This window comes from Gordonia sp. CNJ-863, from assembly GCF_001942325.1.
Classification (GTDB): Bacteria; Actinomycetota; Actinomycetes; order Mycobacteriales; family Mycobacteriaceae; genus Gordonia; species Gordonia alkanivorans.
On the sequence record NZ_MKKG01000022.1, the window covers coordinates 82,221 to 98,896 of the forward strand.

At 68.0% G+C, this 16,676-nt stretch carries 14 protein-coding genes and 2 pseudogenes; 6 read left to right on the plus strand and 10 right to left on the minus strand.

Annotated features, from left to right (window positions below; all coding sequences use genetic code 11):
• The first annotated feature begins 6 nt into the window (after positions 1-6).
• Positions 7-867, plus strand: a complete 861-nt coding sequence (locus tag BJF87_RS12255) for a thioesterase family protein (RefSeq protein ID WP_006360404.1) — start codon at positions 7-9, stop codon at positions 865-867.
• A 166-nt stretch (positions 868-1,033) separates the two neighbouring features.
• On the opposite strand, the gene hisG is transcribed toward BJF87_RS12255, so the two are convergent.
• The 5 genes from hisG to BJF87_RS12280 all read right to left on the minus strand — a co-directional run bounded on the left by hisG (position 1,034) and on the right by BJF87_RS12280 (position 4,198).
• Entirely contained in the window at positions 1,034-1,879 is an 846-nt protein-coding gene (hisG, locus tag BJF87_RS12260) for an ATP phosphoribosyltransferase (protein ID WP_006360405.1), read from the minus strand.
• 70 nt (positions 1,880-1,949) lie between these two features.
• Positions 1,950-2,213 carry a phosphoribosyl-ATP diphosphatase gene (locus BJF87_RS12265; protein WP_006360406.1) on the minus strand — a complete coding sequence of 88 codons (264 nt, stop codon included), beginning with the start codon at positions 2,211-2,213 and terminating at the stop codon, positions 1,950-1,952.
• The gene (locus BJF87_RS12270) at positions 2,210-2,881 is read right to left on the minus strand and encodes an HAD family phosphatase (RefSeq protein ID WP_042376306.1); all 672 of its coding nucleotides are present in this window, start codon (positions 2,879-2,881) and stop codon (positions 2,210-2,212) included. Before BJF87_RS12270 ends, BJF87_RS12265 begins: the two co-directional genes overlap by 4 nt.
• A 50-nt stretch (positions 2,882-2,931) precedes the next feature.
• The gene (locus tag BJF87_RS12275) at positions 2,932-3,726 is read right to left on the minus strand and encodes a helix-turn-helix transcriptional regulator (protein ID WP_035751582.1); all 795 of its coding nucleotides are present in this window, start codon (positions 3,724-3,726) and stop codon (positions 2,932-2,934) included.
• A 4-nt stretch (positions 3,727-3,730) separates the two neighbouring features.
• A complete protein-coding gene (locus BJF87_RS12280; RefSeq protein ID WP_075863266.1) occupies positions 3,731-4,198 on the minus strand; it encodes a CinA family protein in 468 nt (155 codons plus the stop codon).
• A gap of 125 nt (positions 4,199-4,323) precedes the next feature.
• Between BJF87_RS12280 and BJF87_RS12285 the strand changes: the two genes are divergently transcribed.
• A complete protein-coding gene (locus BJF87_RS12285) occupies positions 4,324-5,136 on the plus strand; it encodes an alpha/beta fold hydrolase (protein WP_042376268.1) in 813 nt (270 codons plus the stop codon).
• 1 nt (position 5,137) lies between these two features.
• Here the strand turns inward: BJF87_RS12285 and BJF87_RS12290 are convergent.
• Positions 5,138-6,612: pseudogene (locus BJF87_RS12290) on the minus strand (MFS transporter).
• Positions 6,609-7,055 carry a MarR family winged helix-turn-helix transcriptional regulator gene (locus tag BJF87_RS12295; protein WP_035751574.1) on the minus strand — a complete coding sequence of 149 codons (447 nt, stop codon included), beginning with the start codon at positions 7,053-7,055 and terminating at the stop codon, positions 6,609-6,611. The pseudogene BJF87_RS12290 and the gene BJF87_RS12295 overlap by 4 nt, the downstream one beginning before the upstream one ends.
• A 100-nt stretch (positions 7,056-7,155) precedes the next feature.
• On the opposite strand from BJF87_RS12295, the gene BJF87_RS12300 reads away from it, so the two are divergent.
• Together BJF87_RS12300 and BJF87_RS12305 are read left to right on the plus strand one after the other, a co-directional pair.
• Entirely contained in the window at positions 7,156-8,079 is a 924-nt protein-coding gene (locus BJF87_RS12300; protein WP_035751572.1) for a manganese-dependent inorganic pyrophosphatase, read from the plus strand.
• A 153-nt stretch (positions 8,080-8,232) separates the two neighbouring features.
• Positions 8,233-9,819: pseudogene (locus tag BJF87_RS12305) on the plus strand (DUF222 domain-containing protein).
• An 85-nt stretch (positions 9,820-9,904) separates the two neighbouring features.
• On the opposite strand, the gene BJF87_RS12310 reads toward BJF87_RS12305, so the two are convergent.
• Entirely contained in the window at positions 9,905-10,687 is a 783-nt protein-coding gene (locus BJF87_RS12310; protein ID WP_006360415.1) for a crotonase/enoyl-CoA hydratase family protein, read from the minus strand.
• 24 nt (positions 10,688-10,711) lie between these two features.
• Positions 10,712-14,302 carry a methionine synthase gene (gene metH / locus BJF87_RS12315; RefSeq protein WP_006360416.1) on the minus strand — a complete coding sequence of 1,197 codons (3,591 nt, stop codon included), beginning with the start codon at positions 14,300-14,302 and terminating at the stop codon, positions 10,712-10,714.
• Positions 14,303-14,353: 51 nt separating this feature from the next.
• Here metH and BJF87_RS12320 point away from each other — a divergent pair, with 51 nt between their 5' ends.
• Together BJF87_RS12320 and BJF87_RS12325 are read left to right on the plus strand one after the other, a co-directional pair.
• Positions 14,354-15,232 carry a PAC2 family protein gene (locus BJF87_RS12320; protein ID WP_075863267.1) on the plus strand — a complete coding sequence of 293 codons (879 nt, stop codon included), beginning with the start codon at positions 14,354-14,356 and terminating at the stop codon, positions 15,230-15,232.
• Positions 15,229-16,335: an alpha/beta hydrolase gene (locus BJF87_RS12325; RefSeq protein WP_035751568.1), complete on the plus strand. Its 1,107-nt coding sequence runs from the start codon at positions 15,229-15,231 to the stop codon at positions 16,333-16,335. Before BJF87_RS12320 ends, BJF87_RS12325 begins: the two co-directional genes overlap by 4 nt.
• A 13-nt stretch (positions 16,336-16,348) precedes the next feature.
• Here the strand turns inward: BJF87_RS12325 and BJF87_RS12330 are convergent, their stop codons facing one another.
• Positions 16,349-16,657, minus strand: coding sequence for a hypothetical protein (locus BJF87_RS12330; protein ID WP_006360419.1), 309 nt, complete (start codon positions 16,655-16,657; stop codon positions 16,349-16,351).
• Between the last annotated feature and the right edge of the window lie 19 nt (positions 16,658-16,676).

Below are 16,676 nucleotides of genomic sequence, written 5' to 3' on the forward strand. Positions count from 1 at the left end.
GGACACGTGGAGAGTTCGTACTACGTCCCCGTCGACGCCCCGGCGTCCGACGGCACCAGCCCGGCCGGCGACCCGTCGGCGCGATATGAGTACTTCCAGCCGACCGACGCCACCCTGAGCGTCTGGTCGCCGACCATGCAGCACGGCGGCCCGCCGTCGGCGCTGATGATGCGGTCGTTGCTGCGCTGCGACCCGGATCCCTCACAGCACTTCACCCGCGTGACGACCGAGATCCTCGGCCCGATCGGGCTGGGCGTCAACCGGATTCACGCTCGCGTGATCCGCCCGGGTAGGCAGATCAGTCTCGTCGAGACCGAGCTCGAGGTGCAGCGGGCCGACGGCTCGTTCCGCACGGCCGCGAAGTCGGTGGGCTGGCGCATCCGCGGCGCGGACACCAGCGAGATCGCCAACGGTCCCGCTCCCCTGACCCCGCTGCCCGACGAGCTGCCGAGCCAGATCGGGTTCCCCGACGACAGCGGCGAAGCAGTGAGCTGGGGAACGCTCGGGTTCATCGGAACCGTCGAATCGGCACGCACCGAGGGCCGCTACGGCGAGACCCCGGCGGTGTGGCTGCGCGCGGCCCTCCCGCTGGTCGAGGGCGAGAAGACCTCGGACCTCGAGGCCATGTTCATCGTGATCGACGTCGCCAACGGTGTGGGTACGAGACTGCGCCCGGACCGCTGGTCCTGGATGAACACCGACACCACCGTGCATCTGACGCGGGTACCGAGCGGGCCGTGGGTCGGCATCGACGCCAACATGGTCGCCGGACCCGACGGTTTCGGCGCGACCCTCGGCGACCTGTACGACACCTCCGGCTACATCGGCCGGTCGGCGCAGACGGTCTTGCTCAACGCCGTCGGCTGACCCTTCGAGGCGCTCGCAAGCTCGCTCCTCAGGGAGGAGAAAAGGGGCACCCCCGAGATTGGTCGAGGGTGCCCCTTTTCGCTCCCTGAGGAGGCCGGAGCCTGCGACGGACCGCCGTCCCCCGCCCCCTGAGGAGGCCGGAGCCTGCGACGGCCGTCTCGAAGGGTCAGAACCGGCAGGAGCGGATGTCGGTGGCGAGGATCGCCTTCGCGCCGAGCTCGGAGAGCTCATCCATCAGGTTCTGGTGGTCCTTGCGCGGAACCATCGCGCGGACGGCGACCCAATCGGGATCTGCCATCGGGGCGACCGTCGGGGACTCGAGGCCCGGGGTGATCGCCGTTGCCTTGTCGAGGAGCGACTTGGGGCAGTCGTAGTCGATCATCACGTACTGCTGTCCGAAGACGACGCCCTGGACGCGCGCGATGAACTGCTTCTCGGCTTTGGTGAGATCGGCGTCGCGCCGGGAGATCAGCACGGCCTCGGAGTCGCACAGCGACTCGCCGAAGGCAGCCAGCCCGTGCTGGCGCAGCGTGCGTCCGGAACCGACGACGTCGGCGATCGCGTCGGCCACCCCGAGCTGGATGGAGATCTCGACCGCGCCGTCGAGCCGGATGATGTCGGCGGTGATGCCGCGCCCGGCGAGGTCGTCGCGCACCAGGTTCGGGTACGACGTCGCGACGCGCTTGCCGGCGAGGTCGGCGACGGTCCACTCCTGGTCGGCCGGGGCCGCGTAGCGGAAGGTCGACGTGCCGAAGCCCATCGCGAGCTGCTCGTGGACCTGGGCTCCCGAGTCGCCGGCGAGGTCTCGGCCGGTGATGCCGAGGTCGAGGCGTCCCGACCCGACGTAGATGGCGATGTCCTTGGGACGGAGGAAGAAGAACTCGACGTCGTTGTTGTTGTCGAGAACCGTCAGATCCTTGGAGTCGGATCGTTTGCGGTAGCCGGCCTCGGAGAGAATGGCCGACGCGGATTCGGAGAGCGCACCCTTGTTGGGTACAGCCACTCGCAGCATCTCGATGTCCTTTTCGTGGGGTTGTGCTCAGCTGAGCGGGAGGTTGTGTGTCGGCGACCGGGGCTTCCGGTCACAGATGTCGGTACACGTCCTCCGGCTTGAGGCCCCGTTTGATCATCATCACCTGCAGCCAGTAGATGAGCTGGGAGATCTCCTCGCCGAGCGAGTCGTCGGACTCGTGCTCGGCGGCGAGCCACACCTCGCCGGCTTCTTCGATGATCTTCTTGCCCAGGGTGTGCACACCCGAGTCGAGCGCGGCGACCGTGCCCGACCCCGCGGGGCGGTTCTCGGCCTTGTCGCTGAGTTCGGCGAACAGCTCCTCGAATGTCTTCACGATTCCTCATTTTGGCATGTCGCGGTACGCGCGAGACCGCCGGTCCATGCCTCGGTGACGTCGTCGAGTCCCAATCCGACCAGAGAGCGTCGAAACACCCGCAGCGGTCCGGGTTCCACCGGTGCCGCGGATTCGACGACGAGGGTGAGACATCCGGCCGCCGTCGCGGCCTGAGCGCCGGTCGGGGAATCCTCCACCGCCAGGCATTCCGCGGTCGGCAATCCGAGCAGTTCGGCGGCGCGCATGTACGGGTCGGGAGCGGGTTTGCCGACGGCGACCTCGTCGCCGCAGACCGTGGTCGCGAAGCGATGACGGCCGATCGTCTCCAGGGCCACATCGGCTGCCTCACGCACCGTATTGGTGACCAGCGCCATCGGGATACCGGCACAGGCGATCAGTTCCAGCGCCTCGAGTGCGCCGGGTCGCCACGGGAGACCCTCCTGGAAGAGTTCGGTCACCCGGTCCAGCGTCCACCGTCCGTCCGCGGCGGGATCCCGGACCTCGGGCGACAGACCCGCGGCGTCGTGGACCTTCGCCAGCGCGTCGGGCAGGGAGTTGCCGAGCGTCGATTCGCGCAGGTGCGGGGTCATCGCGATGCCATGGAGCGCCGCCAGCTCGGACATCGCTATCTCCCAGATCGGCTCGGAGTCGAGCAGCGTGCCGTCCATGTCCCAGAGGACGGCGGCGGGGAGTCGGAATGCGGGATCAGCGGAGTCGGTCACCCCTGCATCATCGCAACCCATCGTTCCGTCGGCTCGTCGGCCGGGTAGAAAAGCTCGATCGTCAGCTCTTCGAGCGTGACATCGCGGGGTGAACCCAAGGTGGTCAGGGTGCTGAAGAAGGACAAGACCTCGTCGCCGAGTTCCAGCTCGAACGGCACCAGCAGCGAACCCACCTCTCGCGACCTGCCCGACACCTGCCCGCCGTTCAGACCGGACACGGTCGGATACGACGACACCTCGCGTTCGAGCTCGGCGAGTCGTTCGTCGCCGGTGATGCGCACCATCCGACGAAGGAGGTCGAGCAGGTAGGAGGCCCACTCGTCGAGGTTGTGCGTCATCCGCGCGAAGCCGTCGGGGTGCAGCGACACCCGGAACAGGTTGACCGGCCTGGCTTGGAGCTCGTCCGGGAGCAGGGACAGGAGCCGCATCGCGGTGTCGTTGGCCAACACGACGTTCCACGCGCGGTCGAGGGCCATCCCGATGTTGGGGTTGTGCGCGTCGAGCAGTCTCTTGACCTCGCCGCGCACGCGGGTCATCGTCTCCGAGTCGAGGGGCTCCTCGCTGTAGCGCGGTGCGTGACCGGCCGCGAGGAGGAGCGAATTACGTTCGCGCAGAGGGATGTCGAGACGTTCGGCCAGCGCGTGAAGCAGCCCCGGACTCGGGCGGGACTTACCCGTCTCGACGAAGCTGAGGTGCTTCGGCGAGACCCCGACCTCGTAGGCGAGGTCGAGCTGACTGATGGACCGGCGAGACCGCCACTGCTGCAGCAGAGTTCCCACCTCGACGGTCATGGGGTCATCGTAGACAGCTCTCGATCAGTTCGAGTGAGTACGCGATGGTCTGGGCGAGAACGTCTTCGGGCTCGCCGTCGAACTCCTTGCGGGTCGCGGAGACCCGGCCGCGATGGTCGAGTCCGAACCATACGGTTCCCGGTGCGGCCTCGTCGGGTTCCGGCCCCGCCTCGCCGGTCACCGCGACGACGATCTCGGCGTCGAACAGTCGCGCGGTGGTGGCCACCATGGCGCGTGCGGCCGTCTCGCTGACGACGGGCCCTTCGGGCACCTCGAGTAGGCCGAACTTCACGTCCTCGTGGTAGGCGATGACGCCGCCGCGGAGCCAGTCCCCCGCCTGCGGGGCCTTGCTCAGCTCGCTCGCGAGGTTGCCGCCGGTCAGCGACTCCGCGACCGCGACGTGCACACCCTGCTCCACGATCGCGTCGGCCAGTCGCGCGCACGTCTCGGAGAAATCGGTCACGTCGGACATCGGTGGCTCGCCTTTCGGTCGGAATCTTCGATCACAGCACCCCGGCGATATCCGGATAGGGCCGAGATCAAACCACTACCTGGTAGGTAGTGGTGCCGGCGTCGGCGATGCGTCACTCTTGGGCCATGACCCAGACCAGCACAGATCGGCCGACCGCCATCCTGATCTCCCCGGCGATGGCCGTGCCGGCGCGGGTCTACCGACGGCTGACGGAGGCACTGACGGGATACGGGCTCGATGTCCGCGTCGTCGCGCGCCGCGGTGTCGAGGAAGGTACAACCCCGCCCTCCCACACCGCCGACTGGTCCTACGAGGACGAGGCCGCCGACCTCGCCGATGCGATCGCCGGCACCCGGGCCGACGTCCCGGGCACGCGGGTCGTCGTGGTCGGGCACAGCCTCGGTGCGCAACTCGCCGCGATGGTCGCCCAGTCGTCGGATCACACGCCCGACGGGATCGTCGCAGTGGGCGCGTCGGTGCCGGCGGTACGCCACTACGGGCTCCGCGGTCTGGCCCTGGGCGCGATCGCCGTGGCCGTCGGGCCCGTATCGGGTGCCGTCGGCCATTGGCCCCGGCAGGGTTTCGGCGGCCCCACGGCCCGAACGCTGATGCGGCAGTGGGCACGTATGGTCCTCACCGGTAGGGCGCCGTTCGCCCTCGACGGCTCGATCGAGACACCGACCCTGGCCATCCGGCTCGATGACGACGAGATCGTCACCGACGGTGCGGCATCAGCGTTCGACGCCGCGTTCTCGCCGGAGTCGATCACCCACTGGCGCTACGACGACGCACGATGCCCGGCGGGCGGCAACACGACGCACATCGGCTGGGTCCGTACGCCCGACGTCGTCGCGCAACGGATCGCGGAGTGGTGGGACTCGCAGGCAACCGGTGCACGGGCAGCCACCGAAGCCGACGCTCAGCGCCGGCCGGGGTAGGTCAGGGCACCCAGGTCCCCGACGTGGACTCGATCCGCTCGCGTGTGCGGGCAGCCGTTCCACGGGCCCACGCCCCCGTCGAGACGAAGGCGAGAACGAGGACCGTAGCGCCACACAGCGCCATGATCAGCCACACCGGGCGGGCGGCGGCGGCGAGCCCGTCGGCGACCGACCCCTCGATTCCGGCGAACGCCACCGCGCCGAACACCGCGACACCGAGCGCGGTGCCGACCTGGCGGCCGGTCGAGGCCATCGCCGACGCCAGACCCGCCTGCGTTCGGGGCATCCCCGAGACCGCCCCGTTGGTGATCGGTGCGTTGAGGAACCCGAAGCCGAGCCCGAAGACCAGATATGCGCCGCCGACGTAGACGAGGGAGGTGTCGTTGCCGAGGCCGGTGAGCATCAGGGCGCCCGCCACCATCCCGACTCCTCCGATCACCATCGGTGTCCGGGCTCCCCGATCGCCCACGAGCCGACCGGCGATGGGCGCGCAGACCACCGACGCCGCCGCCATCGGCAAGGTCATGAGTCCCGCGTGCAGCGGCGACATCTCACGAACCTCCTGCAGGTACAAGGTGTTGAGGAACAGGAAGCCCCCGGTGGCGGCGAAGGCGATGACCGCGCATGCGACCGAGCTCGAGAACGGCGCGCTCCGGAAGAATCGCGGGTCGAGAAGCGGCTCCTCGCGGCGACTCTCGTACGCGATCATCGCGACGAACGCGCCGGCCGACACGGCGAAACACGTGAGCACTCCCGGTGACGTCCACCCCTGGGGGCGTCCCTCGATGATGGCGAAGGTGAGGGTGGCGAGGAGGGTCAGGATCAACACCTGTCCGACCGGGTCCGCGCGGCGAGCGTGCTCGGCCCTCGACTCCGGGACGAATCGCATCGTCAGTCCGAGGGCGAGCAGGCAGACCGGAACGTTGAGCCAGAAGATCGCCTCCCACCCGATCCCGGAGACGAGGGCCCCACCGACGACCGGCCCGAATGCCAGGCTCATGCCGAACGCGGTGCCCCACAGTCCGATCGCCTGCGCACGCTCGCGAGGATCGACGAAGACGTTGGTGACGATCGACAGCGCGACCGGGTTGAGCATCGCGCCGCCGACGGCCTGCAACATGCGTGCCCCGATGAGGACCTCCGGTGTCGGTGCCAGCGAACACAACACCGAGCGACGCCGAAGGTCACCAGGCCGACCTGGAAGATCCGCTTGCGGCCCAGGCGATCTCCGAGCGATCCGCCGAAGATCAGCAGGCTCGCGATCACCAGCGCATACGCGTCGAGGACCCACTGCAGCTGCGCCGGCGTCGCGCCGAGGTCCGAACTGATCGACGGCAACGCGACATTCACCGCCGACACGTCGAGGCCGACGATGAACAGGCTCAGGCAACAGGTGGCGAGGATGACGAGCCGGTCCCGCCGCGTCAGGGTGCCGTCGGCCGATCGAGCGCGCAACGCAGCGCGTGCGGCGTTCACGACTCGGCCGCCGCGCGGAGGAGATCGAGCAATTCCGCGAGCTGCTGGAGCTGCGCCTCGTCGAGCGCGGCGAACATCTCGGGCGCAGTCGCGGGGTTCGCGGTCACCTCGTCCATCACCCGGCGGCCGGCGTCGGTGATCGTGACGCGCTTACACCGGCCGTCGTCGGCGTCGGCCTCCCGGGTCACGAGCCCGCGGGCGACGAGATCATTGACGATGCCGCTCATGGCCGATGCATCCACACCCATTCGCTCCGCGAGGTCTCGCTGCGTCATCGGCCGCACGGCGACACGGCGGAGCGCGCGGAACCGGCTGAACGGGATGTCGATGACCTCGCTGATGCGGGCACGCGACTGCTTCTCTTGATCCCGCACGAGGCTGTTCATCGCGAACCACACCTCGGTGGTGGTCTGCGAGCGCACGTGGGCGTCCGTTGTCGACATAAAACGATTGTAGTTTTACAACTATCTCTGCGGCAATCATCGAACGTCGGAGCTCCGCCGTACGCTGGGATGCAGCAACGTCGAGCGAAAGCTGAGTCGCATGTCGAAGATCCTCGTCATCGGACACCGCAATCCCGACACCGACGCGATCGGGTCCGCGATCGGCCTGGCACGGCTCGAACAGGCACTCGGAGTTGACGCGGAAGCCGTCGCCCTCGGCTCACCCGGCCCGGAGACGGCCTTTGCGCTCGACCACTTCGGCCTCGCGGCGCCGCGCGTCATCGAGCACGCGAGCCCCCACGACGTGATGCTCGTCGACCACAACGAACGCCAGCAGAGCGTCGCCGACATCGCCGACGTCACCGTCCGCAAGGTGATCGACCATCACCGCATCGCCAACTTCGAGACCGCCGCGCCGCTGTACATGCGAGTCGAGCCGGTCGGATGTACGTGTTCGATCCTCACCCGCATGTACGCGGAGAGCGAGGTCGAGATCCCCGCCGACACCGCCGGGATCATGTTGTCGGCGATCATCTCCGACACCCTCCTGCTGAACTCCCCCACGACCACCGACTCCGATCGCATCGCCGCCGAGGAGCTCGCGACGATCGCCGGCGTCGACCTCGTGGACTACGGGAACCGATTACTCCGCGCCGGAACGGACCTCGGTGACCAACCGGCGTCGTCGATCATCGGACTCGACGCCAAGACCTTCTCGATGGGATCGGCCAGCGTGCGCGTGGCCCAGCTGACCACCGTCGACTCCGACGCCGTCCTCGCCCGCCGCGACGAGTTCTTCGAGGCCATGGCCGCCGAGAGGGAGACCGCGGGCCACAATCTGTTCCTGCTGCTGATCACCGATGTGATCGCCTGCGACTCAGACCTTCTCGTGGTCGGTGAACCCGTCGACGCCGTCGAGCGTGCGCTCGGGATCACGGTTGCCGACGGGCACGCCTTCGGCAAGGGCATCGTCTCGCGGAAGAAGCAGATCGTGCCGCAGTTGACCGAGGAGCTGACGAGCTGAGTTCGCCCGATTGACAGGTCGGACGGTAGCCGCGTTACCACACCGCACCGACAGTCTTGGCGACCGGAAGAACCGACGATATTCGTTGCACGACAACACAATCGCGGGTATTGTCGAACATACATTTCGCACCAGGTGTCGGGGGTGGCCGCCATGAGGGGTACCTCGCAGGTGGACGTCGCCGACGAGCCCATCTCGCGTGCCGAGGAACTGGTGGGTGAACTCCACCGGATCACGACCGAACTGCAGGCCGTCGATCTCACGCAGTGCTCAGATGCCGCACTCGTCGATGTCGCGGCCGAGACCGAACGAGCCATCGCTCGACTGGGTTTCGCCGGTGACCGACAGATCGTCGAAGCCACCGAACGCGACCTGCCCCGCAAAACCGGCCACCGCAGCGTCATCCAGTTCATGACCCACCGCCTACGCGTCGCCCACCCCATGCGGCGCCGCGACCAGATGTCAGCGACCGCAACCTTTCCCAGCCTCACCGGCGAACCACTCCCACCCCAGCACCCCACCCTGGCCGAAGCCTTCGCCGACGGACGTGTCGGATCTGCCCACGTGCACGCCGTGCTCGACGTCCTCGACCAGATCCCCCACGCCGTCGACCACGACGTGAAAGTCGCCGCCGAACGACAGATGGCCGAGATCGCCGTCGACCACACCCCCGCCGACATCGCCGCCCTCGGGGCGCGCTTGCTGGCACTCGTGGACCCCGACGGCACACTCGCCGACGACACCGACCGCAAACGCCGCCGCCAGCTGTACGTGAACCGCCAGCGCGCCGACGGCACCGCGAAAATGACCGCCAACCTCACACCCGAACTGCTTGCGCGCGTCACCATGTTGCTTGCCGTGTGGGCCAAACCCGGCATGAACAATCCGGATGACCCCGAATCACCCTGTGGCTCAGTCGAGGATGCCGATCCGGAAGCAGTCGAGGCGGCTGCCGAACGCGATACCCGCACCCCCGCCCAACTCAATCACGACGCCTTCAACGCCCTCCTCAAAGCTGTCCTCGACGACGGCCTGCTGGGCAAGAGCCACCGCGGACTACCCACGCAATTGATCATCAAGGCCGACCTCGACGACCTGGTCCGCGAAGCCGGTTTCGCCACCACCGCCACCGGCACCCTCATCCCCATCACCGACCTCATCAAACTCGCCGCTGACACCCAACCCTGGCTGGCGGTATTCAAAGACGCCACCGCCGTCCCGCTCTACTTCGGCCGCGGCAAAAGGTTGGCCACCCGCGAACAACGCCTGGTGTCCTTCGCCAGACCCGACGGCGAAAGCTGCTCCACCCCCGACTGCGGCATAGCCGCCGCACACGTGGAAATACACCACGCCCAACTGGATTGGGGCCTTGGCGGACTCACCGACATCACCGACCTCGCCCCCGCCTGTCCCAAACACAACCGCCTGGTCGGCGACCAGCCCGGCCAGTACACCACCCGCATGGTTCGGGACGGACCCGACGAAGGCCGCTGCGCCTGGCGGCTCAACGCCGAACCCGGCGCACCACCCAACCCCGAACGCATCAACCGGCGACCCGACATACCCCGCCGATTCGCTGAACAACTGAAACAGGTGCGCACCGATATCCACTGACCCAAACCCGAGTCCGGCGATCAACCGCGCTTCGAGATGCGCCAGATCATCGACCTCCGCAACGCCTCCGACGCCGAAGCCACACTTGCCTCGATACTCCTCGCCGCGGCGTACCCGCGCGGGTGACGCCGAATGGTCTGTGAGCCTTCGTGGCTCGTCGCTTGCGCTCCTCGCACCTCAGGCAGCGAGGGCTATGTCGCGTTCTTTCGGATCAGGGAGCAGAGGTGATGCCCTGACCATGACGGCCCGCGCCGTCGGCGAATCGCGCGGCTCCTGCGACGGTGTCGGAGGCAAGTGACACCATCCCATGGCGCAGCTCGTTGACCATGGCGGCGTCGGTGTCCATGCCCGGCTGCTCGAGGACAGACAGACGATCCTGGCGAAGGCACGTCTGCGGGAACTGTGCGATCTGGGTCGCGAGCTCGACGGCGGCGTCGAGGGATGTCCCGCACGGTACGACCCGATTCGCGAGTCCGATCTGCAGCGCCTCGTCCGCGGCCACCGCGCGCCCGGTGAGGATCAGGTCGATCGCGCGGCTCTCCCCGATCAACCGAGGAAGCCGCACCGTCCCACCGTCGATCAGCGGAACGCCCCAGCGCCGGCAGAAGACGCCGAAGACAGCATCCTCCTCGACGACGCGCATGTCGGCCCACAGCGCGAGTTCGAGGCCACCGGCGACCGCGTGACCGGAGATCGCCGCGATCACCGGTTTGGACAACCGCATCCGGGTCGGGCCCATCGGGCCGTCACCGTCGAACTCCACCCGGTTGGGGGTTCCGTCGGCGATGGCCTTGAGATCGGCTCCGGCGCAGAACGTCCCGCCCTCGCCGTAGAGCACGGCCACCGAGGCGGTTTCGTCGGCGTCGAACCGACGAAACGCGTCGGCCAGGGCATCGGCGGTCGCCCGATCCACGGCGTTGCGGCGGTCGGGACGGTCGATCCCGATGATCCGGACCGGTCCCTGCGGCCGTTCGATCACTCCCGACCCGCCCATCGCCCCTCCGATCGTGGTGAAGACTCAGGTGTTGAAGTACTTGGCTTCCGGATGGTGCAGCACGAACGCATCCGTGGACTGCTCCGGATGAAGCTGCAGTTCCTCCGACAACTGGACACCGATCCGCTCCGGCTCGAGGAGCTCGATCATCTTCGCGCGGTCCTCGAGATCCGGGCAGGCGCCGTAACCGAACGAGAAACGCGCACCACGATATTCGAGGTCGAAGAAGCCCTGTGCGTGCTCGGGATCCTCGCTGTCCATCGACCGGTCACCGAACTTCAGCTCGCTGCGCACGCGCTGATGCCAGTACTCGGCGAGCGCCTCGGTCAACTGCACACCGATGCCGTGCACCTCGAGGTAGTCGCGGTACGCGTCCTCGGCGAACAGCTTGTTCGCGAAGTCGGCGATCGGCTGCCCCATCGTGACGAGCTGGAACGGCATGACATCGACCCGGCCGGCGGCCTTCGCGGCCTCGCGTGACTGGATGAAGTCGGCGATGCACAGGAACCTCGACCGCTGCTGGCGCGGGAACGAGAAGCTGAACCGCACCGGCGCATCGGGATCCGGCTCGGTCAGCACGTGAACGGTGTCACCCTCGCTGACCGCCGGGTAGTAGCCGTAGACGACCGCGGCGTGCTGCAGGATGTTCTCGGTCGCGAGCCGATCGATCCAGTAGCGCAGACGCGGCCGGCCCTCGGACTCGACGAGCTCCTCGTACGAGGGGCCGTCACCGCCGCGGGCGCCACGCAGACCCCACTGGCCGAGGAACAGCGCACGCTCGTCGAGCAGCTGCAGATAGTCGGCGATCGGCACGCCCTTGACGATGCGCGAACCCCAGAAGGGCGGGGTCGGGATCTCGTTGTCGGCGGCCACGTCCGAACGCGACGGCACCTCGACGGGTTCCTCGGCGGCCTTGCGCTTCGCGGCGATGCGCTTGGACCGCTCATGGCGTGCCTTGCGCTCGGCGGTCTTGGCCGCCTCGGCCTTGGCCTCGTCGCTGTCGGGGTCGGGGCCGCCACCGCGCTTGCGCGCCATGATGTCGTCCATCAGTCGCAGGCCCTCGAAAGCGTCACGCGCATAGTGCACGTCGCCCTCGTAGACGTCCGACAGATCGTTCTCGACATAGGAGCGCGTCAGCGCCGCACCACCGAGCAGGACCGGGTACTCGTCGGCGAGGCCCCGCGTGTTGATCTCTTCGAGGTTCTCCTTCATGACGACGGTCGACTTCACCAGCAGACCCGACATGCCGATGACGTCGACCCTCTTGTCGGCGGCGACGTCGAGGATGGTCGCGATCGGCTGCTTGATGCCGATGTTGACAACCTCATACCCGTTGTTGGACAGGATGATGTCGACGAGGTTCTTGCCGATGTCGTGCACGTCGCCCTTGACGGTCGCCAGCACGATACGGCCCTTGCCGTCCTCACCGGTCGCCTCCATGTGCGGTTCGAGGTGCGCCACAGCCGCTTTCATGACCTCGGCGGACTGCAGCACGAACGGCAGCTGCATCTGACCCGAGCCGAAGAGTTCGCCGACGGTCTTCATCCCCGACAGCAGGGTGTCGTTGATGATCGACAGCGGCGGGACCTGGGTCATCGCCTCGTCGAGATCGTCGGTCAGGCCGTTGCGCTCACCGTCGACGATGCGTCGTTCCAGCCGCTCGAACAGTGGCAGCTTGGCCAGTTCCTGGGCGCGCGACTCGCGAGCCGACGCCGCCGAGACACCCTCGAACAGCTCCATCAGCTTCTGCAGCGGGTCGTAACCCTCGCGCCGGCGGTCGTAGACCAGATCCAGCGCGACCTGACGGTGCTCCTCCGGGATGCGCGCCATCGGCAGGATCTTCGACGCGTGCACGATCGCGGTGTCGAGGCCGGCCTGCACGCACTCGTGCAGGAACACCGAGTTCAGCACCTGCCGAGCAGCCGGGTTCAGGCCGAACGAGATATTGGAGATGCCCAGCGTGAAGTGCACGTCGGGATGCGTCTCGTGCAGCCGGCGGATGGCCTCGATCGTCTCGATGCCGTCGCGCCGGACCTCCTCCTGACCCGTGGAGATCGGGAAGGTGAGGGCGTCGATGATGATGTCTTCCTCGGCGAGACCCCAGTTGCCGGTGATGTCGGCGATGAGGCGCTCGGCGACGCTGACCTTCCAGTCCGCGGTCCGCGCCTGCCCCTCCTCGTCGATGGTCAGGGCGACGACAGCCGCACCGTGTTCCACCACGAGTTGCATGATCTTGTTGAACCGCGAATCCGGACCGTCACCGTCCTCGTAGTTCACCGAGTTGACCGCGCAACGACCGCCGAGCGCCTCGAGACCCGCGCGGATCACCTCCGGCTCGGTCGAGTCGAGCATGATCGGCAGCGTCGACGACGTCGCGAAGCGGCTCGCGAGAGCGGTCATGTCCGCCGCGCCGTCACGACCGACGTAGTCGACGTTGAGGTCGAGCATGTGCGCGCCGTCGCGCGTCTGGTCCTTGGCGATGTCGAGGCACCTCTGGTAGTCCTCGGCGATCATGGCCTCACGAAATGCCTTGGAGCCGTTGGTGTTCGTGCGCTCACCGATGACCAGGAAGCTCGCGTCCTGATCGAAGGGAACCGCGGTGTAGAGCGACGACGTCTCCGACTCGTGCTCGGGCGTACGCGTCGCGGGGGTGACCTGCGCGACCGCCTCGGCGACCTGACGGATGTGCTCCGGTGTGGTGCCGCAGCAGCCGCCGACGAAGGACAGTCCGAACTCGCCGACGAACTGGGCCATCGACTCGGCCAGTTCCTCCGGCGTCAGCGGGTACTCGGCACCGTTCGCCCCGAGGACGGGCAGGCCGGCGTTCGGCATGACCGACACCGGGATGCGCGCATGCTTCGACAGGTAGCGCAGGTGCTCGCTCATCTCCGCCGGACCGGTGGCGCAGTTCAAACCGATGAGGTCGACGCCCAGCGGCTCGATCGCCGCCAGCGCGGCACCGATCTCCGAACCCAGCAGCATCGTGCCGGTCGTCTCGACCGTGACGTGGCTGATGATCGGGATCCGGCGACCCACCCGATCCATGGCGCGCTGCGCCGCGATCACCGCGGCCTTCACCTGCAGCAGGTCCTGCGAGGTCTCGATGAGCACCGCGTCGGCGCCACCCTCGAGCATGCCGATGACGCATTCCTGGTAGGCGTCGCGGATCGTGGCGAACGTCGTGTGGCCGAGGCTCGGCAATTTGGTGCCGGGACCCATCGAGCCGAGGACGTAACGGCCGGTGCCGTCGGCGGACGGACCCATCTCGTCGGCGACGCCGCGTGCGATCGCCGTGCCCTTGTAGGCCAGCTCGCGGATGCGGTCGGCGATGTCGTAGTCGCCGAGGTTCGACAGGTTGCAGCCGAAGGTGTTGGTCTCCACGGCGTCGGCCCCGGCCTCGAAGTAGGCGCGATGGATGCCTTCGAGGACGTCGGGCCGGGTGTCGTTGAGGATCTCGTTGCAGCCCTCGAGGTTGTGGAAATCGTCGAGGGTGAGGTCCGCGGCCTGGAGCATCGTGCCCATCGCCCCGTCTCCGATCAGCACGCGCCGCGACATCGACGACAGGAACGTCGTGTCGAAGTCGCTCGGTCGATGGCCGGAGTTTTCGAAGGACATGGTTGACAGCGTAGTTCGCCCTCTCTGCGTGTTCGGTCGTAGGCTGGTTCGGTGAACGCTGAGCAGATGTCGAACCTCCCCCAGCTGCGCAGACCCATTCTGCTCGCGGCCTTCGAGGGATGGAACGACGCCGGGGACGCCGCCAGCAGCGCCGTCGAGCACCTCGCCCTCGAGTGGGACGCTCGTCCGCTCGCCGACATCGACTCTGATGAATACTACGACTTCCAGGTCAACCGTCCCACGGTCAAGCAGGTGGACGGCGTGACCAGGCGTATCGAATGGCCGACGACGTCGATCTCGTACTGCAGTCCGCGCGGCGCCGACCGCGACATCGTGCTGGTCCGCGGCATCGAACCGAACATGCGGTGGCGCGCGTTCTGCGCCGAGATCGTCGATCTGGCCCAGGAGCTCGAGGTCGAGACCACCGTCATGCTGGGCGCACTGCTCGCCGACACCCCGCACACCCGCCCGGTGCCGGTCACCGGGACGGCCTACAGCAGTGAGTCGGCGGCCCGGTACAACCTCGCGGAGAGCCGCTACGAGGGCCCTACGGGCATCACCGGCGTGCTGCAGGACCTCTTCGTGCAGGCAGGCCTGCCCGCCGTGTCCTTCTGGGCCGCGGTGCCGCACTACGTGTCGACCCCGCCCAACCCGAAGGCCACCGTCGCGCTGCTGACACGCGTCGAGGAGGTCCTCGACATCGAGGTCCCGCTCAGCACCCTGCCCGAGCAGGCCGAGGAGTGGGAACGCGCGGTCACCGAGATGACCGAGGACGACGAGGAGATCGCCGACTACGTCCGCGGGCTCGAGGAACGCGGCGACGCCGAGATGGATCCGGACGAGGTGATGGCGAAGATCGACGGCGACGCCCTGGCCGCCGAGTTCGAGCGATATCTGAAGCGTCGCGGCCAGGGGCCGTTCAGCGCGTGACGGCTCCCCGAAAGGCAGCGGCGAGCCGCGCCGCTGCCGTGGGTGCGGTGTGCATGTCCGTCGTGTCGGCCTGCGCCGCCACGTTTGTGACCCGCAACCTCACCTATGATCGCCGGGAGTCGTCCCTCCTCGCCTCGAGCGGGGTGACCTCACGGTCGGTCACCATGCCCGACGGCGCGGTGATCGGCTACGGCGAGGGCCCACCGGGCGGCGCGCCGCTCCTCCTCATCCCCGGACAGCAGGTCTCCTGGACCGACTACGCGTCCGTGCTCGGCGCGCTGTCGGACAACTGGCACGTCTTCGCGGTGGACTGCTTCGGGCACGGTGGGTCCACCAAGGATCCGGCGCACTATCCGGCTCTACGGCAGACCACGGCACTCACCTGGTTCATCGAGTCGGTCGTCGGAACGCCCGCGGTGGTGGCCGGGCACTCGTCGGGCGGGCTCCTCGCCGCACGCCTGGCAGCCGACTCCCCCGACCTGGTCCGCGCCGTCCTCATCGAGGACGCACCGTTCTTCGCCACCGAACCCGACCGCGCACCGGGCACCTTCGCATGGCTCGACGGCTTCCGGCCCATGCACGAGTTCCTGGCCACCCGCCACGACGCGTCGATGACCTGGACGCGCCACTGGGTGCGCCACAGTCACCTACGAACGCTGTTCGGCGACAAGGGCTGGACGCGTCTGGTCCGCGACCCGGTGGAGCGCCGGCTCGACCGCGATCCGCACCGAATCCCGCGTCTCTGGTGGCTGCCGCCGACGATGAACCGGGCCCTCGCCCTGACCGCCTGCCTGCAGGACGGCACCGGCGACTACGACCTCCGCTACGGCGAGATGTTCTACGACAACACGTGGTTCGACGGCTTCGACCAGACCGAGACCCTCACGAGGGTCCGCGCACCCGCGACGCTGCTGCACGCGACCGTGCACGAGCAGGACGGCGTTCTGCTCGGGGCGATGACACACGACGACGCACGTCGTGCCCATGTCCTGATGCCGGACTGCCTACTCGTCGACCGGATCCCGGCCGGGCACGACATCCATCGGCAGCGTCCGGCGCTGTTCGTCGACTCGATCAACGCCCTGAGCGGACGGATCAGGTGAGCGACGGCCCGGGTCAGCCGATCTTCTCGATGGAGACGACCGGCGTGGTGATCCGCCACGTCCGGACGTCGGGATCGTCAGCGGCCCGCACCCAGAACTGAGCCGATTCGCCGAGCCGGCAGGACTTCACCCCGAGCAGCGGGATGTCCTCCGAATCACGGCGCAGCCGACTGACGGTCCAGTCCTCGCTGTCCGTGCCGCCGACACCGGGAGCACGCAACAGCGTCATCTCCCCGAAGTCGAGGAGGTAGGTGGATGTCCGGGTGACCACGGTGAACACCCCGGAGTCGGTGTCTGGTCTGATCTCTTGCACGCGCGCCACGAGAGCACTGTACCCAGAG

Coding starts and splice junctions, on each gene's coding strand:
- hisG (WP_006360405.1), bottom strand. CDS start 1,879: ATGCTGCGAGTGGCTGTACCCAACAAGGGTGCGCTCTCCGAATCCGCG.
- BJF87_RS12270 (WP_042376306.1), bottom strand. CDS start 2,881: ATGGACGGCACGCTGCTCGACTCCGAGCCGATCTGGGAGATAGCGATG.
- BJF87_RS12275 (WP_035751582.1), bottom strand. CDS start 3,726: ATGACCGTCGAGGTGGGAACTCTGCTGCAGCAGTGGCGGTCTCGCCGG.
- BJF87_RS12280 (WP_075863266.1), bottom strand. CDS start 4,198: ATGTCCGACGTGACCGATTTCTCCGAGACGTGCGCGCGACTGGCCGAC.
- BJF87_RS12285 (WP_042376268.1), top strand. CDS start 4,324: ATGACCCAGACCAGCACAGATCGGCCGACCGCCATCCTGATCTCCCCG.
- BJF87_RS12295 (WP_035751574.1), bottom strand. CDS start 7,055: ATGTCGACAACGGACGCCCACGTGCGCTCGCAGACCACCACCGAGGTG.
- BJF87_RS12300 (WP_035751572.1), top strand. CDS start 7,156: ATGTCGAAGATCCTCGTCATCGGACACCGCAATCCCGACACCGACGCG.
- BJF87_RS12310 (WP_006360415.1), bottom strand. CDS start 10,687: ATGGGCGGGTCGGGAGTGATCGAACGGCCGCAGGGACCGGTCCGGATC.
- metH (WP_006360416.1), bottom strand. CDS start 14,302: ATGTCCTTCGAAAACTCCGGCCATCGACCGAGCGACTTCGACACGACG.